General features: G+C 60.5%; 13 protein-coding genes. 11 read left to right on the top strand and 2 right to left on the bottom strand.

Going from position 1 to position 21,916, the window contains the following annotated elements:
- Positions 1 to 75 precede the first annotated feature (75 nt).
- On the bottom strand, positions 76 to 336 hold the full coding sequence (locus tag AB4N47_RS03475; RefSeq protein ID WP_024014021.1) for a DUF2790 domain-containing protein: 261 nt from the start codon (positions 334 to 336) through the stop codon (positions 76 to 78).
- A 423-nt stretch (positions 337 to 759) separates the two neighbouring features.
- Here AB4N47_RS03475 and acs point away from each other — a divergent pair, with 423 nt between their 5' ends.
- The 7 genes from acs (at position 760) to argR (ending at position 8,792) form a co-directional block, all read left to right on the top strand.
- Positions 760 to 2,715 (top strand): acetate--CoA ligase, encoded by a 1,956-nt coding sequence (acs, locus tag AB4N47_RS03480; protein ID WP_016773581.1) that lies wholly within the window; start codon positions 760 to 762, stop codon positions 2,713 to 2,715.
- Positions 2,716 to 3,409: 694 nt separating this feature from the next.
- Entirely contained in the window at positions 3,410 to 4,183 is a 774-nt protein-coding gene (locus AB4N47_RS03485; protein WP_460154415.1) for an ABC transporter substrate-binding protein, read from the top strand.
- Positions 4,184 to 4,274: 91 nt separating this feature from the next.
- Positions 4,275 to 4,964, top strand: a complete 690-nt coding sequence (locus tag AB4N47_RS03490) for an ABC transporter permease (RefSeq protein ID WP_016773583.1) — start codon at positions 4,275 to 4,277, stop codon at positions 4,962 to 4,964.
- Positions 4,961 to 5,659: an ABC transporter permease gene (locus AB4N47_RS03495; protein ID WP_341638984.1), complete on the top strand. Its 699-nt coding sequence runs from the start codon at positions 4,961 to 4,963 to the stop codon at positions 5,657 to 5,659. Before AB4N47_RS03490 ends, AB4N47_RS03495 begins: the two co-directional genes overlap by 4 nt.
- A 1-nt stretch (position 5,660) precedes the next feature.
- Positions 5,661 to 6,773, top strand: coding sequence for a succinylglutamate desuccinylase/aspartoacylase family protein (locus AB4N47_RS03500; RefSeq protein WP_341638985.1), 1,113 nt, complete (start codon positions 5,661 to 5,663; stop codon positions 6,771 to 6,773).
- Between the two features lie 27 nt (positions 6,774 to 6,800).
- On the top strand, positions 6,801 to 7,565 hold the full coding sequence (locus AB4N47_RS03505) for an ABC transporter ATP-binding protein (RefSeq protein ID WP_007912705.1): 765 nt from the start codon (positions 6,801 to 6,803) through the stop codon (positions 7,563 to 7,565).
- Between the two features lie 246 nt (positions 7,566 to 7,811).
- The gene (gene argR / locus AB4N47_RS03510; protein WP_024014018.1) at positions 7,812 to 8,792 is read left to right on the top strand and encodes a transcriptional regulator ArgR; all 981 of its coding nucleotides are present in this window, start codon (positions 7,812 to 7,814) and stop codon (positions 8,790 to 8,792) included.
- 14 nt (positions 8,793 to 8,806) lie between these two features.
- On the opposite strand, the gene AB4N47_RS03515 is transcribed toward argR, so the two are convergent.
- Positions 8,807 to 16,573: a dermonecrotic toxin domain-containing protein gene (locus AB4N47_RS03515; RefSeq protein ID WP_341638986.1), complete on the bottom strand. Its 7,767-nt coding sequence runs from the start codon at positions 16,571 to 16,573 to the stop codon at positions 8,807 to 8,809.
- A 304-nt stretch (positions 16,574 to 16,877) separates the two neighbouring features.
- On the opposite strand from AB4N47_RS03515, the gene AB4N47_RS03520 reads away from it, so the two are divergent.
- From AB4N47_RS03520 to astD, 4 genes are all read left to right on the top strand, one after another.
- The gene (locus tag AB4N47_RS03520; RefSeq protein ID WP_122704218.1) at positions 16,878 to 18,098 is read left to right on the top strand and encodes an aspartate aminotransferase family protein; all 1,221 of its coding nucleotides are present in this window, start codon (positions 16,878 to 16,880) and stop codon (positions 18,096 to 18,098) included.
- Between the two features lie 246 nt (positions 18,099 to 18,344).
- Complete coding sequence (aruF, locus tag AB4N47_RS03525) at positions 18,345 to 19,364, top strand: arginine/ornithine succinyltransferase subunit alpha (protein ID WP_460154416.1); 1,020 nt, start codon at positions 18,345 to 18,347, stop codon at positions 19,362 to 19,364.
- Positions 19,365 to 19,415: 51 nt separating this feature from the next.
- Positions 19,416 to 20,441 carry an arginine N-succinyltransferase gene (gene astA, locus AB4N47_RS03530; RefSeq protein ID WP_024014014.1) on the top strand — a complete coding sequence of 342 codons (1,026 nt, stop codon included), beginning with the start codon at positions 19,416 to 19,418 and terminating at the stop codon, positions 20,439 to 20,441.
- The gene (astD, locus tag AB4N47_RS03535) at positions 20,438 to 21,907 is read left to right on the top strand and encodes a succinylglutamate-semialdehyde dehydrogenase (protein ID WP_281896115.1); all 1,470 of its coding nucleotides are present in this window, start codon (positions 20,438 to 20,440) and stop codon (positions 21,905 to 21,907) included. Before astA ends, astD begins: the two co-directional genes overlap by 4 nt.
- Positions 21,908 to 21,916: the final 9 nt, after the last annotated feature.

Below are 21,916 nucleotides of genomic sequence, written 5' to 3' on the forward strand. Positions count from 1 at the left end.
ACTGAGCCCGACCGAAGCCGGGCTGGAATCGACCCTCAATGTAGCGCTGAGCGATCCGATTCGGTGCAGTCTGATTCAGTTCGTGCAGCCGTTGCCCATGATGCTGTAGCGCAAGATGTGGCGTTGGCCTTTGGAGTCGTCGTATTCCATTTTTGCCGGTACTACTTCGCAGACATTCGGAACGTCGCTCATCGATACAACTTTGGCGATGTCCAGATGCGTGGAGTAAGTGTATTCCTCGATGACCGGTTGTTGCTGTGCGACATCAGTCGGGACCTCATCTGCCATGGCGGTTGCGCACAGACTGCTGAGGGCCAGAACCAATAAAGCTTTCATTTCTAATTCACCTTTTTGAGGTCGAGTGGGGTCACGCAACCTTTTTAGGGTTGCGTGTGGAGCTTGAGTATTTGATTCGTTACTTGGAGAGCTGGATTAACGGCCTTCGTGGGGGCTGTAACGTTGTTAATCGCGGTTGCCTTGTTGGCGAGGTGAATTTTAGGGCGGTGGGATGCAGGTAAACAGGGGCGGTTTTGATAAACACTTTTGATAGATTTGGTAACAATCGATTGAGGTCTTGGTGTCTGGCCGGATGGGATTTGCCTGACGGACCGCGTTGACTGCATCGCTGGCAAGCCAGCTCCCACATGGAATGCGGACATTTTGTAGGGGCTTGTTACTACCATCGTCGAATGGTTCTATGGCCCCCACCCGGCTACAACGGGGTCATACAAAAACAACTATTACACCGAGGTAGGAAAGATGAGTGCGGCTTCTCTGTATCCCGTTCGTCCCGAGGTTCTGGCAAACACGCTGACTGACGAGGCGACTTACAAAGCCATGTACCAGCAGTCGGTCGTCAACCCTGACGGCTTCTGGCGCGAGCAAGCCAAGCGTCTGGACTGGATCAAGCCTTTCACCACGGTGAAGCAGACGTCGTTCGACGATCACCATGTCGACATCAAGTGGTTTGCCGACGGCACCCTGAACGTTTCCTACAACTGCCTCGACCGCCATCTGGCCGAGCGCGGCGACCAAGTCGCAATCATTTGGGAAGGCGACGATCCTTCCGAAAGCCGCAACATCACCTACCGCGAACTGCACGAGCAAGTGTGCAAACTGGCCAACGCCCTGCGTGGTCAGGACGTGCACCGTGGCGATGTGGTGACCATTTACATGCCGATGATTCCCGAAGCCGTGGTCGCCATGCTGGCCTGCACCCGGATCGGCGCGATTCACTCGGTGGTGTTCGGCGGTTTCTCGCCGGAAGCCCTGGCCGGTCGCATCATCGATTGCCGTTCGAAAGTGGTGATCACCGCTGACGAAGGCATCCGTGCCGGCAAGAAGATTTCCCTCAAGGCCAACGTCGACGACGCCCTGACCAACCCGGAAACCAGCAGCATCCAGAAAGTCATCGTCTGCAAGCGGACCGGTGGCGACATCAAGTGGAACCAGCATCGCGACATCTGGTACGAAGACCTGATGAAGGTCGCGGGCACCGTTTGCGCGCCGAAAGAGATGGGCGCCGAAGAAGCGTTGTTCATCCTTTATACCTCCGGCTCCACCGGCAAGCCGAAGGGCGTGCAGCACACCACCGGCGGTTATCTGCTGTATGCGGCGATGACCCACGAACGCGTGTTCGACTACCGTCCGGGCGAAATCTACTGGTGCACCGCCGACGTCGGCTGGGTCACCGGCCACAGTTACATCGTCTACGGCCCGCTGGCCAACGGCGCGACCACCGTGCTGTTCGAAGGTGTGCCGAACTACCCGGACATCACCCGGGTGGCGAAGATCATCGACAAGCACAAGGTCAACATCCTCTACACCGCGCCGACCGCGATCCGCGCGATGATGGCCTCGGGTCAGGCTGCCGTGGAAGGCGCCGATGGCAGCAGCCTGCGCCTGCTCGGGTCGGTCGGTGAGCCGATCAACCCGGAAGCCTGGGACTGGTACTACAAGAATGTCGGCAAGTCGCGTTGCCCGATCGTCGATACGTGGTGGCAGACTGAGACTGGCGGCAACATGATGAGCCCGCTGCCGGGTGCTCACGCGCTGAAGCCGGGTTCGGCGGCGCGTCCGTTCTTCGGTGTGGTGCCGGCGCTGGTCGACAACCTCGGCAACATCATCGAGGGCGAGGCCGAAGGCAATCTGGTGATTCTCGATTCGTGGCCGGGTCAGGCGCGTACGCTGTACGGCGATCACGATCGTTTCGTCGATACCTACTTCAAGACCTTCCGTGGCATGTACTTCACCGGTGACGGCGCGCGTCGCGATGCCGATGGTTACTACTGGATCACCGGGCGCGTGGACGACGTGCTCAACGTCTCCGGCCACCGCATGGGCACCGCCGAGATCGAGAGCGCGATGGTCGCGCATCCGAAAGTTGCCGAAGCTGCGGTGGTGGGTGTGCCGCATGACATCAAGGGGCAGGGCATCTATGTCTATGTGACTTTGAAGAACGGCGAGGAGCCGACCGAGCAATTGCGTCTGGAGTTGAAGAACTGGGTGCGCAAGGAGATCGGCCCGATCGCTTCGCCGGACGTGATCCAGTGGGCACCGGGGCTGCCGAAGACCCGTTCGGGCAAGATCATGCGCCGCATCCTGCGCAAGATTGCCACGGCGGAATACGATGGCTTGGGCGACATCTCGACCCTGGCGGATCCGGGTGTGGTGCAGCATTTGATTGATACGCACAAGACCATGAATGTTGCTTAAGCGTTAGAAACATAGGAGCCCTGTCCGGTGATGCCGGGCGGGGCTTTTTTGTGTCTGGTGAATTTGTGTCGATCGGGCTGGCCTCTTCGCGAGCAGGCTCGCTCCCACAAGGAAACGGGCGCATTTCAAATGTGGGAGCGAGCCTGCTCGCGAAGGCGATCTGTCAGACACCGCAGTAGTCAGCTGTAGGAAACCGCAACACCCCAACCAATAATTATCGATCTGCACCGTCAGACCTTTCCCGCTGTTACCCGCCACAACCCAATGTGTAACCGCCCGCGCCAAACCGGGGCGAAGGGAAACGCGGTGCGCCGTTTTAGAGCCGCCAAAGCCCCGCGGAAAAATAAGACATAACGCTGCGCTTGCCGGATTAGAAGGGTTTGCGAATAATGGGCCCGCAACTTGCAATATGTATCGGTTCACTGTCTTTCGCTCTTGCATGAAATTGCAGGGCTGTCAATGAGCTCAAACCGCTTTCTCGGTGCATCTGTAATTAGTTGTCGCATTGAAGAAATATCGGCTTCGGGCCTGTCGTTAGAATGCCGATCACTCGCTCATCGTGGCTGACGTTGAAATCGCCTGCGGTTTCAACGGGAAATTTCCGCCGATGCGCAACCGATTTCCGATTCACCCATTCGCATATTGGGCTGTCGCTCACTCTGCCGTTTTTGCCCTTTACCGATGGAGTCCCAAGATGAAGAAACTTGTGCTGCTTGGCGCCCTGGCACTGTCCGTGCTGTCGCTGAATGCCGTCGCTGACGAAAAACCTGTGAAGATCGGCATCGAAGCGGCTTACCCTCCATTCGCTTCGAAAGCACCGGACGGCAGCATCGTCGGTTTCGACTACGACATCGGCAACGCGTTGTGCGAAGAGATGAAGGTCAAGTGCGTGTGGGTCGAGCAAGAGTTCGACGGTCTGATCCCGGCTCTCAAAGTGCGCAAGATCGACGCCATCCTGTCGTCGATGTCGATCACCGAAGATCGCAAGAAGTCGGTCGACTTCACCAACAAGTACTACAACACCCCGGCGCGTCTGGTCATGAAGGCCGGCACTCAGGTCAGCGAAGGTCTGGCTGAGCTGAAAGGCAAGAACATCGGCGTACAGCGTGGCTCGATCCACGAGCGTTTCGCCCGCGAAGTTCTCGCTCCACTGGGCGCCGAGATCAAGCCGTACGGCTCGCAGAACGAAATCTACCTCGACGTGGCTGCCGGTCGTCTCGACGGTACCGTGGCTGACGCCACCCTGCTGGACGATGGTTTCCTGAAAACCGACGCCGGCAAAGGCTTCGCGTTCGTTGGCCCGGCCTTCACCGACGTCAAATACTTCGGCGACGGCGTAGGTATCGCAGTACGCAAGGGCGACGCCCTGAAAGACAAGATCAACACTGCCATCGCGGTCATCCGCGAAAACGGCAAATACAAAGCAATCCAGGACAAGTACTTCGCCTTCGACATCTACGGCAAGTAAGACGTCTCTGCGACAAGTCCGAAATGGCGCAAGCAACAGAATCTCTGCGGTTTGCGCCATTTTTTCATCCCAACTTTCGAGGACCTGAATCATGTTGAAAGGCTACGGGGCTGTCATCCTCGATGGCGCATGGCTGACGCTTCAGCTCGCCTTGTCGTCCATGGCTCTGGCCATCGTTCTCGGGCTGATCGGTGTCGCGTTGCGCCTGTCGCCGGTGCGCTGGCTGGCGTGGCTGGGCGACCTGTATTCGACGGTGATCCGCGGCATTCCCGATCTGGTGCTGATCCTGCTGATCTTCTACGGCGGTCAGGACTTGCTCAACCGCGTCGCGCCGATGCTCGGCTATGACGACTACATTGACCTGAACCCGCTGGCCGCCGGTATCGGCACCCTCGGTTTCATCTTCGGTGCGTACCTCTCGGAAACCTTCCGTGGCGCGTTCATGGCGATCCCCAAGGGCCAGGCCGAAGCGGGCATGGCGTACGGCATGAGCAGTTTTCAGGTGTTCTTCCGGGTGATGGTGCCGCAGATGATTCGTCTGGCGATTCCCGGCTTCACCAACAACTGGCTGGTACTGACCAAGGCCACCGCGCTGATTTCCGTGGTCGGTCTGCAAGACATGATGTTCAAGGCCAAGCAGGCGGCGGATGCCACGCGCGAGCCTTTCACCTTCTTCCTCGCAGTGGCGGCGATGTACCTGGTGATCACCAGTGTTTCGTTGCTGGCATTGCGTCACCTTGAGAAGCGCTACTCGGTAGGCGTAAGGGCGGCTGATCTATGATCTTCGACTACAACGTCATCTGGGAGGCACTGCCGCTGTACTTCAGCGGCCTGCTGACCACCCTCAAATTGCTCGCGCTGTCGCTGTTCTTCGGTTTTCTCGCGGCGTTGCCGCTGGGGCTGATGCGCGTCTCGAAAAACCCGTTCGTCAACGGCGCCGCATGGCTTTACACCTACGTGATTCGCGGCACGCCGATGCTGGTGCAGTTGTTCCTGATCTACTACGGTCTGGCCCAGTTCGAAGCGGTACGCGAAAGCTTCCTGTGGCCGTGGCTGTCCAGCGCAACGTTCTGCGCCTGCCTGGCTTTTGCCGTGAACACCAGCGCCTACACCGCGGAAATCATCGCCGGCAGCCTGAAAGCCACGCCGAACGGTGAGATTGAAGCGGCCAAGGCCATGGGCATGTCGCGCTTCAAACTGTACAAGCGCATCCTGCTGCCGTCGGCCCTGCGCCGCGCGCTGCCGCAGTACAGCAACGAAGTGATCATGATGCTGCAGACCACCAGTCTGGCGTCGATTGTGACCTTGATCGACATCACTGGCGCGGCACGTACCGTCAATGCGCAGTTCTACCTGCCGTTCGAGGCGTACATCACCGCCGGCGTGTTCTACCTGTGCCTGACCTTCATTCTGGTCAAACTGTTCAAACTGGCCGAGCGTCGCTGGTTGAGCTACCTCGCGCCACGGAAGCACTGATATGCAACGCATCGACCATGTATTGCCGTGGAGCCACTTGGGCAGCGAGCGCAAGGTTTCGGTTTTCCGTTTCGGCAGCGGCGAGCGCAAGGCCTACATCCAGGCCAGCCTGCACGCCGATGAACTGCCGGGCATGCGCACCGCCTGGGAGCTGAAAAAGCGCCTCGGCGAACTCGAAGCCCAAGGCTTGCTCAACGGCGTGATCGAGCTGGTGCCGGTGGCCAATCCGATCGGTCTCGGGCAATTGCTGCAAGGCAATTTCCAGGGCCGTTTCGAGGCGGGCAGCGGCAAGAATTTCAACCGTGATTTCGTCGAGCTCAGCGCGCCGGTCGCGGCGGCACTGGGCGACAAGCTCGGCGATGATCCCCATGCCAACGTGCGCCTGATCCGTCAGGCAATGGCCGACCACTTGGCCGGCTTGCCTGAAGCGAGCAGCCAGTTGCAAGGCATGCAGCGTGTGCTGCTCAGCCACGCCTGCACCGCCGATGTGGTGCTGGATCTGCACTGCGATGCCGAAGCCGCGCTGCACATGTACGCGCTGCCGCAGCACTGGCCGCAGTGGCGTTCGCTGTCGGCGCACCTGAACGTCAAGGTTGGTTTGCTCGCAGAAGATTCCGGCGGCAGCTCGTTCGATGAAGCTTGCTCGTTGCCATGGCTGCGCCTGTCGCGGCAGTTTCCCGATGCGCAGATTCCGCTGGCGTGTCTGGCGACGACCATCGAGCTGGGCGGGCAGGCCGACACTGGCCGCGTCGAAGCCGAGGCTTATGCCGAAGGCATTCTGGCGTTCCTTGCCGAGCAAGGCCTGATCACCGGCGAGTGGCCGGACCCGCCCTTCGAACCGTGCGAAGGCATGCCGTTCGAAGGCACCGAATTGTTGTTCGCACCGCACCCCGGTGTGGTGAGTTTTTCCCGCAAGCCCGGCGAATGGGTCGAGGCGGGCGATGAGATTTTTCAAGTGATCGACCCTGTGTCCGATCGGGTCAGCACGGTATGTGCTGGTACGTCCGGGGTGCTGTTTGCCATTGAACGGCTGCGCTATGCCCAACCCGGTTTCTGGCTGGCCAAGGTGGCGGGGCGCGAAGCGCTGCGTCACGGGCGCTTGCTCAACGACTGACTGACTGTTTTTGTGAGAACCGACCGCATGTACAAACTTGAAGTCCAAGACCTGCATAAACGCTATGGCAGTCACGAAGTGCTCAAGGGCGTGTCCCTGAAAGCCGCCGCCGGCGATGTGATCAGCATCATCGGCTCCAGTGGCTCCGGCAAAAGTACTTTCCTGCGCTGCATCAACCTGCTCGAGCAGCCGCACGCCGGCAAGATCCTGCTCAACAACGAAGAGTTGAAGCTGGTGGCGAACAAGGACGGCGCGCTGAAAGCCGCTGATCCGAAGCAGCTGCAACGCATGCGTTCGCGCCTGTCGATGGTGTTCCAGCATTTCAACCTGTGGTCGCACATGACCGCGATTGAAAACATCATGGAAGCGCCGGTGCACGTGCTTGGCGTACCCAAGTACGAAGCGCGGGAAAAAGCCGAGTACTACCTGAACAAGGTTGGCGTGGCCCATCGCAAAGACGCGTTCCCGGGGCACATGTCCGGTGGCGAGCAGCAGCGTGTGGCGATTGCCCGGGCGCTGGCGATGGAACCGGAAGTGATGCTGTTCGACGAACCGACCTCGGCCCTCGACCCGGAACTGGTCGGCGACGTTCTGAAAGTCATGCAGGCGCTGGCGCAGGAAGGCCGCACCATGGTCGTGGTGACCCACGAAATGGGCTTCGCCCGTGAAGTGTCGAACCAGTTGGTGTTCTTGCACAAAGGCGTCGTCGAAGAAAGCGGCAACCCGCGCGAAGTGCTGGTCAATCCGCAGTCTGAGCGTTTGCAGCAGTTCCTGTCGGGCAGCCTGAAATAAATCAGGGCTGCCGTTGTGCACCAGATTAGGTCATGCTTCGCGATCTTCTGGCTGGCTCAGATCCCCTGTAGGAGCTGCCGAGTGCAACGAGGCTGCGATCTTTTGATCTTGTTTTTCAAAAATCAAAAGATCGCAGCCTTCGGCAGCTCCTACATGGATCTGTGTCGGACTCAGGATTTGTATTCATTTCCGGGCTAGCATTGGCCCATGCCTTCATCACCGTTGTTCGTTTCGGATTGCCCGCCCATGACTGCCCATCGAATTGGTTTCCTGATTTGGCCCAGCACTAAAGCGTTGACGCTGGCGCTGGCGGAGGAGGCCTTGCGTGTTGCGCAGCGGGTGCACCCGGACGTGGTTTACGAACTGTCGTTCTTGCAGGCCGAGCCGCAGAGCGAAGGGGCCTGGCAATTGCCCGGCGAACCCTGGGCCGGCAAGCTCGAGAATTTCCAGAAACTGTTCCTGCTCGCCGACGAGCCGCCGACCACCCTGGCGCCGGCGCTGAGCAGTGCGCTCAAGCAACTGGTGCGTGCCGGTTGCGTGATCGGTGGTCTGTCGGCCGGTGTCTATCCGTTGGCCCAGCTCGGTTTGCTCGACGGTTATCGCGCCGCTGTGCACTGGCGCTGGCAGGACGATTTCGCTGAGCGCTTCCCGAAAGTCATCGCCACCAGCCATCTGTTCGACTGGGATCGCGATCGCCTGACCGCTTGCGGTGGCATGTCGGTGCTCGACCTGTTGCTGGCGGTGCTGGCCCGTGATCACGGCGCCGAGCTGGCCGGTGCGGTGTCGGAAGAACTGGTGGTCGAGCGCATCCGCGAGGGTGGTGAGCGTCAGCGCATTCCGTTGCAGAATCGCCTCGGCTCCAGCCATCCGAAGCTCACCCAGGCGGTGTTGCTGATGGAAGCCAACATCGAAGAGCCGCTGACCACCGACGAAATCGCCCAGCACGTGTGCGTATCCCGTCGGCAGTTGGAACGGATCTTCAAGCAATACCTCAACCGCGTGCCGAGCCAGTACTACCTGGAATTGCGCCTGAACAAGGCCCGGCAAATGTTGATGCAGACCAGCAAGTCGATCATCCAGATCGGCCTGTCGTGCGGCTTCTCCTCGGGGCCGCACTTCTCCAGCGCCTATCGCAATTTCTTCGGGGCCACGCCGCGCGAAGATCGCAACCAGCGACGCAGCAGCAGCCCGTTCGAATTGTCGTCAGTGCCGCCGGAGCGTGGCTGAGCGCGGATCGACCCTCAATCGGTTTCCATGCCGCCGGAGAAGTCATGGAAATCTTCAATCGTCTGATACGCGGTGTCGTTGCTCGACTGCTGCTCCAGCAGGCGCAATTGATACGCCGCCTCATACCGCTGCAGGCGCTGCAAACTTTCGGCAGTCAGCGGGTTGTCGCTGAAGTCGTATTCGGTCAGCACTTCGCCGGGCTGTAAAGGAAACTCGCCCGGCAACTCGGTAATCGCGTTCCCGGACAAGTCCGCGTACATCAGTCGAGGCAGTTTGAGCAGACCGTCAGGCACCTTGTTCAAGGCGCAATTGCCCAGGCGCACATCGGTCATCTGCGGGAAATGACTCAGATCCGGAGCCATGTCGAGCGGATTATCGCTCAGGTCCACGGAACTGAGGTTCCTCAGCGTTGCGAATGCTTCTGCGGTCTGCGCAGTCAGCGTGATCTCACAGCCAGGCAGATACAGACTGCGCAGCCGGTCCATGGCGAATATCCGGGTGGGAATCTCGCCCAGCGGGTAGTCGCGGATGTCGATGCCTTTGAGCTTTGGAAACAACTCCAGCAGACGATCGATCCGAGGCGGGGCGGACGCCGTGGTGGTCAGTTTCAATTGATCGATATGGTCAAAACGCGCGGTCAGCGGCGGCAGCTCGCCGGTAAACGACAACTCGCAGCTAACTCCCGGACCTGTCAGGTACGAGGGGGCACGGCGCAGATCGTCTTCAAGGTTTTCCCTGAAATGCTGGCGGTTGAGTTTTTCTCTGGCTGCCGCGTCGGTCGCAAGCGGCATCTGCGTGTCAGTATCGTTGGGAGTCTCGTTGGCCCAGCTATCCAGGCGGTCGAGCAGGCTGGTGAGATCGGTTTTGCGGCGCATCAGCTCAAGACGTCCATCGACCAGCGTTCCCGCAAGCTTGTAGACCAGATCGTTGGCATCGAAGCCGGACAGCGACGGGTAAAGGCTTTGCGCCAGATCGATGTCGTCCTGTTGGACCCAGACACCGAAATTGTCTGCCTTGGTCTGGAAAGCGGCTTTGACACGTTCTCTGGAAGCAACCGACAACGGGTTGGCGCCCAGTTCAATGCCGCGACCGGAATAACGCGTCAGCTCCGTCGGCACTTCGATGATGTTGTTGTCGCTCAGCAATGCAACTTCCAGCTGCGGTAGCTGTTCCAGGCCGGCAGGAACGCTATCGATTCCGGTGCTGGTCAGATCGATGAACGTCAGGTTCTGCAGTGCCGACACATCCGGCGTGACCTGCAGCGGATTGCTATACAAGTCCAGGGACTTCAAGCGGGTCAGCGTGGACAAGACCGCTTGTCCGACAGGATCCAGTGTGATCTGGCACTTGCTCAGCATCAACGTTTCCAGCGACGGCAGGCTTTGCAGCGCTTGCGGCATCCGGCCCAGAGAAAAATCCTGCAGTTCCAGACCCTGCATGCCGCTGAAGCTTGTGAGAAAACCGTCGGAAACCTTCAGTGCCGGATTGCCCTGCAGACTGAGATGGGTGATGTGACTGAAGTCGGTGGCCAATTGCGGTAACTCACCGGTAAATGCCGCATTGGCAGTGAAGGTGTTGAGCCGTAATGCTGAATTGTCGGTGCGCCTGCCGCGCCATAGTTGTTCGAGGCTTTCGCTGAATTTTTGTCTCTCGGTGAGTTCTGCGGCTTTTTCCTGCTCAGTCCATGGCCGCTCTGTCGATGGATTGTTGACTGGCAGACGCTCACGCCATGCGTTGAGATCGCCAATCATGCGGGCGATTTCGCCCTCCCACCTGATCAGTTGCGCCGTGCCGGTCTGTAATGTCCCGGGCAGGCGATAGATCATGTTGATCGCAGCGTTTTCTCCAAGTCGCGGGAACAGTCTCTGCGCCATGGCAATGTCAGCCGATGGCGGCTTGATCCGGAAGTTGCGCCCGTGTGCCGCGTAGTAGAACTTGACGCGCTCGCGGGCATTTATCGACAGAGGGTTGTCGTTCAGATAGATGCCGTCGGCCCTATTGGGCTTCAGGCTGAAGATAGCGTCCGGCAGCTCGGTAATCTGGTTGTTGGCAAGCGAGAGCTCTCGCAGCAACGGATGCTCGGCGATGCCCTTCGGCACGCTGGTCAGATCGGTATGGCCAAGCAAAAAGTTGGTTACCTTGGGCAGGGTTGTCAGATCGGGCGCGTTTGACAGTGGGTTGTGGCTCAGATCGAGCAACCGCAACTCGGACAGAGTGCCGAGTACTTGCTGCCCGGCAGGTGTCAGTGTCAGCGCGCAGTCATTCAGTTTGAGCTCTTTGAGATACTGCAGGCGGCCGACGAATGCGGGTATGTCATAGAGCGTGAAGGCTTTTAATTTCAGTGTCTGAAGATTCGGGAACAAGGCAGTGAACGGCTCCAGTCCCGCGGTCGTCACGTTGCCGGTGAGCTTGAGGCTGGTCACGTGATCGAAGTTGACACTCAGGCGCGGCATTTCGCCGAGGAACTTCAGGTCTGCCGCAAACAATGCGCTGCGCTTGCCGCTTCCCATCGATCTTTCGCTCCAGAAATCCTCCAGCAATTGCTTGAAGTCCGAGCGTGCGGATCGTTGCGCCAGATGCTCGCTTACGCTCAAGGCCTGGCCTGTGACCGGGTGCGCGGACGGAATTGCCGAGGCCCAGCGGGTCAGGTCATCGCGCATCTGTTGCTGCTCCGCTTTCCAGCGAAGGAGCTGTTTGCGGCTGTCGCCCAGATTGCCGGGCAAGTCGTAGATCATCTCGCTGGCCTCCTGCTTGTTCAAACCGGGAAACAGCTGCCGGGCGAGGCTGACATCCTGCTCGGGCGCCAGGACGTCAAAGTCGTTTCGATGGATGCGGAAGTAGTTTTTGACCTGATCGCGCGTTGCTGCCGATAGCGGATTGTCGGCAAGGTCAATGCCGTCACTGCGCTCGGCGGGGAGGTCGAACAGCGCCTCCGGCAATTGCGTGATGCGGTTGCCCGAGAGGGCTGCGGTTCGTAACCCCGGATGGCTGCTCAGTCCTTCGGGAACGACGGTCAACCCGCAGTTGGACAGGTCGAGATGGAACAATTCCGGCAACAGGTTCAGGTCGGGGAACGTTCCCAGCGGATTGTTGCTCAGGTCCAGCGTATCCAGGGCGGTGAGTGACAGCAGCGCAGCCTGGTTTTCCGGGGTCATGACCACGCCACAATTCTTCAGCTCCAGATCGGTCAGCCGAGGCAGTTTTGCTTCGCCAAGCGCCAGCGGTTCCAGTTCGAAGCCGCTCATTTTCAGCTTGGCAAGGTTGGGCAAGCACTCCACGAAGCGCAGGGCGGCGGTGATATTGGCGTTGCCAACGAGGTTCAACCGGGTAACGCGCTCCAGACCGGTGCTGAGTATCGGCATATCGCCACTGAACGTCGCCGTTGCCCTGAGTTCTTCAAGGCGCGGGTACGTGGGCGGGCTGCGCCAGAATTGTTCGATCTGTTGCGCAAAGTCTCGTCTGGCATCCAGTTCGCGGGTCTGCGTCTCGAGCGGCAGACGTTCTCCCGATTCGGCGGCAGTTACGGCGGCCTGGTTGATCCATTGGTTGAGTTCGAGATTCAGTACGCCGAGCTCATTTTCCCAGCGTGACAACTGTGCACCGCACTCGGCCAATGGCCCGGGCAATCGGTACAAAACCCGTGTCGCGCCTTCGGTATCAAGGGAAGGGAACAAGGCGATGGTGCGCTGCAGATCCTCCTGCACAGGCCGGACCCCGAAGTGCTTGCCGGTGTGCTCGTAAAACACTTTGACCCGTTCGCGAGAGGCCGTGGTCAACGGGTTGTCTGCAAAGGTGTAACCATCGCTGAGGGAGCTGGCCAGATTGAAGAACTTTTCCGGTATCCGCGTGATGCGGTTGCGATCGAATTGCGCCGAGATCAATCGCGGATGATCCAGCAGGTCGTCGGGCACCGTATGAATGCCGGTATCCGACAGATTGACGTAGCGCAACGAGGGCATCGCGTGCAGGTCCGGCGGCAAGCCCAACGCATTGCCTTGCAGATCGAGCAGGGTAAGTTGTGGCAAGGAAGCCAGCACCGACTCTGTGACCGTTGTCAGGCTCACTCGGCAATCGCGTAAACGCAGTTCGCGCAGCGAGGGCATTGAAGTCAGTGCTTGCGGCAGGCTCGGCAGGTTGAGGTTGCGCGCATCCAGTCTCCGCAACTGACTGAACGACTGCAAAAAATTGTCAACGGAAGTGGTCATCGGGCTGCCATCGATGACGAGCGAGGTGATATGGCTGAAGTCTGCCGACAACACCGGCAAGTCGCCCATCACCGCAGGTGTAAGGTCCAAGGCATACCCGGCGGCAAGACCCTGCCGATCGAGGCTCGTGACGAGCTCCCGCCTCCAGCCTTTGAGCAATTGCTCCCTGAGCAGCCTGCGATTCTGGATTTCGGCGCGCTTCTCCAGCGGCGTCAGCGCTGTGCCGGTTTCGGGATGCAAGGCGGGCGGATTGTTGGCCCAGACATGCAGCTCGTTCTGCAATTGCAAGTAGTCATTTTGCAAGCGAAGCATTTCTGCGCGCGGGCCTGCGGGACTGCTGCGCATGCTTTCGGCGAGAAAGCGCATCTCATGGTTCGACATCCGTGGATAGAGCACCCGTATGTCTTCTTCGAGGATGTGCGGTTGGCCAGCGGGGCGGGGCGGACGCGGCGCCTGCTGGGGATAACCATCGGTTCCCAGCAGGCGCAGCGTGTCGACTGCCGGCGCTTGGGACGGCGTATCGGCAATCACCTGACGCCACTCGTTGCGCTCAAGCGTACGTTCGCGAATGGCCGCCTTCAGCGCCTGACTCTGACCGATGCGCAGGTCCAGGCTCTGGCGCTCACTGTCGGGCAATGCGTACAACAGGCTGGAATAGAAATCCGCGAACGAATGCAGCTGCTGCCCGCGATCGTCGTAAGGTTGATATTGACCATCGTCTCGGCGCACCAGCACCTTGTATTCGGGCGCATCGTCACGGCCGATGGTGTCCAGTAATGTGCCCTCGTAGCGCCCGTCACGGATTTCGATGCGCACATCACCACTCCAGCCCGGCAACAATTTGAGGCTGTGCAGCGCCAGAGAATCAGAGTCGGGGTTGCTCACCGAATCCAGCTCAAGGCCTTCATACGAGCGGGTAACGCGCACCTCGTCACTGGCCATCTGCATGAGCGCCTGTTGGCGCGCCGGCAATTGTCCTTCGCTGATCTGCAGCAGTTCGCTGCCGGTCGCGGTATCGAGCAGTTCGCGGGTAATGCTGGCCGGCAATTGCGGAGGGTGAGTCTCGAGTCGTGCCGCCAGCGGGTCGTCGAGGTGCTGAAGGGCTTGATAGCGCGACTCGAACAGCGCGCTTGTGTTGCGTCTGGCGAGGTCCGCCACTTGCTTGCGCAGGTTCTGGCTGCGGACCTCGATGGACGGCGTCGGTCCGGCGAAGGGCTCGTCCAGCAAGGCTTTGATCTGCGTCTCGTCGAGGGTTTGGAGCAGGGTTTTGAGCACGTCGCCACCGATCAGTTCGCCCTGGCGCAGTTCGGTCACGGGCAGGGTTGTGTCGGCAGACGATTGCCACAGTTGCTCGCCTTGGCGATCGAGCAGACGCAGGCATTTGTCGCTTGGCCAGCGACCGTATTCGCTGAGCACCTGCAGCTGCATGGTCGGGTCGGCGCGCAGAAAAACGTCGGCGTCATCGCTGTCGAGCTGGTCGATGAAACGTTGCAACTGCTGATCAAGCTTGAAGCGCTGAATGCTGTCGGCCAGCAGCGGCGGGACCTTCTGCTGCTCGACATGCATTTTGCGCAACGCGTCTTCGCTGGTTCCGCTGATCTGCAGGACGGTTTCACGCTCGCTCGCGGACAAGCTCTCGACCGCAGGGCCGATACGGCGCAGCGCGGTTGCGCCATCCCACTCCAGCGGTTGCTCGAGTTCAGTGTGCCAGGCACCTTCGCCGTTGTGGCGCAGCACCGGTTGGTATGCGTCAGGGCGACTCGGATGTTCGATGCGGTACTGCCCCGGCACCTGGCTTTCGGTGACTGCAAAGTGCGCATCCTCCAGTGGCAACAGGCGCTTGTCTTCATGGGTATGCAGACCCAGTGCATCGGGTTGCGAATCAGCACTCGGGCGCTGCGGATGTTTGTAGCGTTCGAGATCCGGTTGCCAATAGCGGGTGTCACCATTGGCCAGTTGTACCGGTTTGAAGCGGTCGATGAACGCCACGATTTCCTTGGGCAATACCTTGCGAAACTCGGCCGCGCCAATCGCACCGCCGACGGCGAACATGCCCAACTGGATCATCGATTCCACGGTGCCCATCAAGTGTTCGACCGCTTCGGTCGTGCGTCCCTGCGCCCACTCGACAATGCCTTCGAATACTTCATCGAGCATCTGATAGGCCATGTACGCCATCATCGCTTCACCGAGCACCGGCACGAAGGGCGCGACGATCATCGCCGCGGTCTGGGCGATGGAAGAGAGGATGTTGACCAGCGAATCCCAGAATGCCCAGCGCGCCCTTTGATCAACCAGGGCAGTCGGTACGGCAATGGTTCGGGCGTCATTGAAAATCTTGTTCAGCTTTTCCTGGTACAGGTGTTGCCAGACATCGTCGTAAAACGGCGTCAGCGCAGTCTGCAGGTCGGGCCGCTCCACCGGGGCTTCGCGCCACGCCGGCAGCGGGTCGCCGGGTTCGTGCGGATGCCAGCGGATTTCACTCAGCCGGCTGTTGAGAGTGCTGAAGAAGAAACCGCGCTGGTCGTGGTTGACGAAGCGGCTGAAGAATTGCTGATAGTCCCTGGAGCGCAACTGGCGCGTCAGTTCCACAACCATTTCCAATGGCGAGGCGTACTCCTTGAACGGATGTTCGGGGTCATCCGGGACGTAGGCGACGACGCGCGCTGCATTGCGTGTCATGTACAGGTCCGGGGCGAATACCACGATGCCGGTCAGCGGTGCGCAAAGCATCGTCATGTCATGACACAGCAGCGGGGCGCCATGCACATGCAGGCCTTTCACGCCGTCGAGCATGGCCTCGATCGTGCGTAACGCGTTTTCCGAGACATCGCGGTTCATCCGCGCCCATTGCAGGGCAGACTTCATCGCGGCCTTCTGGCTGGCGTCGATCTTGCCGCGCAAGACCGACGCGACCATCGGATCGGAATAGCCCAGATTGTCTTCCAGACTGGCTTTGTATTTCGCGCCGATATCCAGTCGACGGCACAGTTTTGTGAAAGCGGAAATGCTCAGTTTCGCCTTGATCTCGGGCAGGGTTTCAAACTGTCCTGTGGCCGAGGGGGCGCTGGTGAATGTCGACTCGGCTTCGAAGGCGTTGTCTTCGGTTTCCCTGTCTTCGAAGTTATGCAGCGCAGCTTCGAGCAGTGACACGGACCAGGCGCGGGCGCCGGTGCGGATCGGAAACCACGGGGTGGTAGCGGGAATGTACAGGCGCACGTAGGTGTTTCTGACATCCAGCTCCAGATCGAAGCAGCTTTTCAGCTCGGCCTTGAGCAGGGGCTCGGCGAAGGCCGCAGCGTCCTGCAAGTGCTCCAGGCTTTTATCGACCCGGCTCTGCGCGGTGATATGCGCCGCCCCAAGGCTTTTCATCAGCGCGTGCTGTTCGGCTGGCGCGTTCTTGAGCGCGGCCGGCTGTTGCGGGAGGCTGCTTTTCAGTGCTTCTCGCCGAGTGGCTGAGGTGTCGCCCAGCCAGGCCGGAATCGCGTTTTTCAGTGGTTGATAATGCTCGTCCGCATGGTGCGCGTCAGTTGCGTCATCCGGGATTGCCGATGGGGGTGCTTCAGACAAATGCATGGCCATTCCTTGGCGTTGGGAAGAACCCTCAGCAAATCAGCAGCCAGCGCACCTCGTGCGGTAGATATTTATGTCTCTGCCGTGGGGGCTGACTTGGTATCCTGCGCGGCCTGCCGCAAATCGGCCGCGCCCGGTAAACTGCGCCTTTGCGACGCTATATGTCGCATTGCCGTAAACCCGGGAAAATCCGGGGTTTGCGCTATAAGAAGTTGTCGCTTGGCGACAAGGCCGGGCACCCAACTGTCCTTACAATCCCCTCATCGCTCGCCAGTTCCAGGCGGGTGTTCCTCTTCAGGAGACTCCGATGTCCGTTGAGCACGCTGCGGTACAACGCGCCGATTTCGACCAGGTAATGGTTCCCAACTACGCGCCTGCCGCTTTCATTCCGGTGCGTGGCGCCGGTTCCCGGGTCTGGGATCAGGCCGGCCGCGAGCTGATCGACTTCGCCGGCGGGATTGCCGTCAACGTCCTGGGCCACGCGCATCCGGCGCTGGTCGGTGCGTTGACCGAACAGGCGAACAAGCTGTGGCACGTGTCCAACGTGTTCACCAACGAACCGGCTCTGCGTCTGGCGCACAAGCTGATCGACGCCACGTTTGCCGAGCGCGTGTTCTTCTGCAACTCCGGCGCCGAAGCCAACGAGGCCGCATTCAAGCTGGCCCGTCGCGTCGCATTCGACCGTTTCGGCAGCGAGAAATACGAAATCATCGCCGCGCTGAACAGCTTCCACGGCCGTACCCTGTTCACCGTCAACGTCGGTGGCCAGTCGAAGTACTCCGACGGTTTCGGCCCGAAAATCACTGGCATCACCCACGTTCCCTACAACGATCTGGCGGCGCTTAAAGCCGCGGTTTCCGAGAAGACCTGCGCGGTGGTGCTCGAGCCGATCCAGGGCGAGGGCGGCGTACTGCCGGCCGAGCTGGCTTACCTGCAAGGCGCCCGCGAACTGTGCGACGCGAACAACGCGCTGCTGGTGTTCGACGAAGTGCAGACCGGCATGGGCCGCAGCGGCAAGCTGTTCGCCTACCAGCATTACGGCGTGACCCCGGACATCCTCACCAGCGCCAAAAGCCTGGGCGGTGGTTTCCCGATCGCGGCAATGATGACCACCGAAGCGCTGGCCAAACATCTGGTCGTCGGCACCCACGGCACCACTTACGGCGGCAACCCGCTGGCCTGCGCCGTTGCCGAAGCGGTGATCGACGTGGTCAACACCCCTGAGGTGTTGAACGGCGTGAACGCCAAGCACGACAAGTTCAAGACCCGCCTGCAACAGATCGGCGAGAAATACGGCCTGTTTACTCAGGTACGCGGTCTCGGTCTGCTGATCGGTTGCGTGCTGAGTGACGCCTGGAAAGGCAAGGCCAAGGACATCTTCAACGCCGCCGAACAGGAAGGCCTGATGATTCTCCAGGCTGGTCCGGACGTGATCCGTTTCGCCCCGAGCCTGGTGGTGGAAGACGCCGATATCGACGCCGGTCTCGACCGCTTCGAACGTGCCGCAGCGAAGTTGACGCAAGCCTGATGGACCTTTCGGCGCCTGGAGTTTTTCCGGCGTCGAACCAATTTTTGATACCGGGCACATACACCTGTTGGATTGAACCTGTGGTGAGGGGATTTATCCCCGATGGGCTGCGCAGCGGCCCCAGATTTTTGGGGGGGCTTCGCCCCCCAGCGGGGATAAATCCCCTCGCCACAAGTCCCATTCCTGCATCGATCTTTATGTGGGCCCGGTTTTTTCTGTGAATATTGAAGAGAAAGGAGTGACACCATGCTGGTGATGCGCCCCGCGCAAATGGCTGATCTGGGCGAGGTACAGCGTCTGGCTGCGGACAGCCCGATTGGTGTCACTTCCTTGCCGGATGACGTGGAACGTCTGAGCGACAAGATCGCCGCGAGCGAAGCTTCGTTTGCCGCCGAAGTGAGCTTCAACGGTGAAGAGAGCTACTTCTTCGTTCTTGAAGATTCCACTACCGGCAAACTGGTCGGCTGCTCGGCCATCGTCGCTTCGGCCGGTTATTCGGAGCCGTTCTACAGCTTCCGCAACGAGACTTTCGTCCACGCCTCCCGCGAGCTGAAGATCCACAACAAGATCCACGTGCTCTCGCAGTGCCACGACCTGACCGGCAACAGCCTGCTGACCAGTTTCTACGTGCAGCGCGAGCTGGTCGGATCGCCGTGGGCCGAGCTCAATTCCCGTGGCCGTCTGCTGTTCGTCGCCAGCCACCCGGAGCGTTTTGCCGACTCGGTGGTGACCGAGATCGTCGGTTACAGCGACGAGAATGGCGACTCGCCGTTCTGGGATGCGATCGGGCGTAACTTCTTCGACCTCAACTACGCCGAGGCCGAGCGCCTGTGCGGGCTGAAAAGCCGCACCTTCCTCGCCGAGCTGATGCCGCATTACCCGATCTACGTACCGCTGCTGCCGGATTCCGCCCAAGAGGCGATGGGCCAGGTGCACCCACGTGCGCAGATCACTTTCGACATCCTGATGCGCGAAGGTTTCGAGACTGATCACTACATCGACATCTTCGACGGCGGCCCGACCCTGCATGCGCGGGTTTCCGGGATCCGTTCGATCGCCCAGAGCCGCGTGGTGCTGGTGAAGATCGGCGAGCCGGTCAAAGGCGCCGGACGCCAGTACCTGGTGGCCAACGCGCAGTTGCAGGATTACCGCGCGGTGTTGCTGGAGCTGGATTACGCGCCGGGCAAACCAGTGACGCTGGATATGGAAGCAGCCGAAGCCCTGGGCGTCGGTGAAGGTGCCAGCGTGCGCCTGGTGGCGGTTTAACGCCTTAGCGAGTTTCACGGGTGGCGCGAGCGGCCCGTTTGAGGAGATAGCATGATTGTTCGTCCCGTACGCAGCAGCGATTTATCCGCGCTGATCGACCTGGCCCGCAGCACCGGCACCGGCCTGACTACCTTGCCGGCCAACGAAGAGCGCCTGACCCACCGGGTCGGCTGGGCTGAGAAGACCTTTCGCGGCGAAGCCGGGCGTGGCGATGCCGACTATCTGTTCGTGCTCGAAGACGATGACGGCCGCGTGGTGGGGATTTCCGCCATCGCCGGCGCGGTTGGTCTGCGCGAGCCCTGGTACAACTTCCGCGTCGGTCTGACGGTCAGCGCTTCGCAAGAGCTGAACATCTACCGCGAAATCCCGACGCTGTTTCTGGCCAACGACCTGACCGGCAATTCCGAGCTGTGCTCGCTGTTCCTGCACGCCGATTACCGCAACGGTCTCAACGGCCGGATGCTGTCCAAGGCGCGCATGCTGTTCATCGCTGAGTTCCCGGAGCTGTTCGGTAACAAGATCATCGCCGAAATGCGTGGCGTGTCCGATGACGCCGGGCGCTCGCCGTTCTGGGAAAGCCTCGGCCGCCATTTCTTCAAGATGGAATTCAGCCAGGCCGATTACCTGACCGGCGTCGGCAACAAGGCGTTCATCGCCGAACTGATGCCGAAATTCCCGCTGTACACCTGCTTCCTCTCGCCGGACGCGCGCAACGTCATCGGCCAGGTGCACCCGGACACCGAACCGGCGTTGGCCATGCTCAAGAGCGAAGGCTTCAGCTATCAGGGTTACGTCGACATCTTCGACGCCGGCCCGGCCATCGAATGCGAAACCAGCAAGATCCGCGCGGTGCGTGACAGCGAAGCGCTGGTGCTGGCCGTCGGCACGCCGGGCGATGACGCCACGCCGTTCATCATCCATAACCGCAAGCGTGAGGATTGCCGCATCACGGCTGCGCCAGCGCGTCTGGCTGCGGGCACCCTGGTGGTCGATCCGCAGACCGCGAAACGTCTACAACTCAGCGCCGGCGATCAGGTTCGCGCCGTGGCGTTGTCCGCTGCACGGGAGTCGAAATAATGAATTCGCTATACATCGCAGGTGAGTGGCTGGCCGGTCAGGGCGAGGCCTTTCAATCGCTGAACCCGGTAACCCAGCAAGTGCTGTGGGCGGGCGAGGGCGCCACTGCCGCGCAGGTCGAATCGGCGGTTCAGGCTGCTCGCCAGGCATTTCCTCAGTGGGCACGTCGCACCCTTGAGGAGCGCATCAGCGTCCTCGAAGCTTTTGCTGCTGCGTTGAAAAACCACGCTGACGAACTGGCTCGCACCATCGGCGAAGAAACCGGCAAACCGCTGTGGGAAGCTGCGACCGAAGTCACCAGCATGGTCAACAAGATCGCGATTTCGGTGCAGAGCTACCGCGAGCGCACCGGCGAGAAGAGCGGCCCACTGGGCGACGCCACCGCCGTATTGCGCCACAAGCCCCACGGCGTGGTCGCGGTGTTTGGTCCTTACAACTTCCCCGGCCACCTGCCTAACGGTCATATCGTCCCGGCGCTGCTGGCCGGTAACAGCGTATTGTTCAAGCCCAGCGAACTGACGCCGAAAGTCGCCGAGCTGACGGTCAAGTGCTGGATCGAAGCCGGTCTGCCGGCAGGCGTGTTGAACCTGCTGCAAGGCGCGCGGGAAACCGGCATCGCTCTGGCGGCGAACCCGGGTATCGACGGTCTGTTCTTCACCGGTTCGAGCCGCACCGGCAATCACCTGCACCAGCAATTCGCCGGGCGTCCGGACAAGATTCTGGCGCTGGAGATGGGCGGCAACAACCCGCTGGTGGTCGATCAGGTCGCTGATCTGGACGCGGCGGTGTACACGATCATTCAGTCGGCATTCATTTCCGCCGGCCAGCGCTGCACCTGCGCCCGCCGTCTGCTGGTGCCGCAAGGCGCGTGGGGCGACAGCCTGCTCAAGCGTCTGGTTGAAGTCAGTTCGACCATTGAAGTCGGTGCCTTCGATCAGCAACCGGCACCGTTCATGGGCTCGGTGATTTCCCTCGGCGCGGCCAAAGCGCTGATGGATGCGCAGGAACAACTGCTGGCCAACGGCGCGGTGGCGCTGCTGGAAATGACTCAGCCACAAGCGCAGTCGGCTTTGCTGACTCCGGGCATCGTCGATGTGACGGCCGTGGCCGAGCGACCGGACGAAGAACTGTTCGGGCCGTTGCTGCAAGTGATCCGCTATGCCGATTTCGGCGCGGCGATCACTGAAGCCAACAACACCGCTTATGGACTGGCCGCCGGTTTGCTCTCCGATTCCGAAGCGCGTTACCAGCAGTTCTGGCTGGAAAGCCGCGCCGGCATCGTCAACTGGAACAAACAGCTGACTGGTGCCGCGAGCAGCGCGCCATTCGGCGGCGTCGGCGCCTCGGGCAACCACCGCGCCAGCGCCTACTACGCAGCGGACTACTGCGCATACCCAGTGGCGTCGCTGGAAACCCCGAGCCTGGTGCTGCCTGCTGCCCTGACACCCGGCGTGAAAATGGCGTGATGCCCATTC

It is taken from the genome of Pseudomonas sp. S3_G06, from assembly GCF_054667565.1.

Bases quoted from the DNA above. Each gene is read 5' to 3' on its own strand.
- AB4N47_RS03475 (WP_024014021.1), bottom strand. From the start codon at position 336: ATGAAAGCTTTATTGGTTCTGGCCCTCAGCAGTCTGTGCGCAACCGCC.
- acs (WP_016773581.1), top strand. From the start codon at position 760: ATGAGTGCGGCTTCTCTGTATCCCGTTCGTCCCGAGGTTCTGGCAAAC.
- AB4N47_RS03485 (WP_460154415.1), top strand. From the start codon at position 3,410: ATGAAGAAACTTGTGCTGCTTGGCGCCCTGGCACTGTCCGTGCTGTCG.
- AB4N47_RS03490 (WP_016773583.1), top strand. From the start codon at position 4,275: ATGTTGAAAGGCTACGGGGCTGTCATCCTCGATGGCGCATGGCTGACG.
- AB4N47_RS03495 (WP_341638984.1), top strand. From the start codon at position 4,961: ATGATCTTCGACTACAACGTCATCTGGGAGGCACTGCCGCTGTACTTC.
- AB4N47_RS03500 (WP_341638985.1), top strand. From the start codon at position 5,661: ATGCAACGCATCGACCATGTATTGCCGTGGAGCCACTTGGGCAGCGAG.
- AB4N47_RS03505 (WP_007912705.1), top strand. From the start codon at position 6,801: ATGTACAAACTTGAAGTCCAAGACCTGCATAAACGCTATGGCAGTCAC.
- argR (WP_024014018.1), top strand. From the start codon at position 7,812: ATGACTGCCCATCGAATTGGTTTCCTGATTTGGCCCAGCACTAAAGCG.
- AB4N47_RS03515 (WP_341638986.1), bottom strand. From the start codon at position 16,573: ATGCATTTGTCTGAAGCACCCCCATCGGCAATCCCGGATGACGCAACT.
- AB4N47_RS03520 (WP_122704218.1), top strand. From the start codon at position 16,878: ATGTCCGTTGAGCACGCTGCGGTACAACGCGCCGATTTCGACCAGGTA.
- aruF (WP_460154416.1), top strand. From the start codon at position 18,345: ATGCTGGTGATGCGCCCCGCGCAAATGGCTGATCTGGGCGAGGTACAG.
- astA (WP_024014014.1), top strand. From the start codon at position 19,416: ATGATTGTTCGTCCCGTACGCAGCAGCGATTTATCCGCGCTGATCGAC.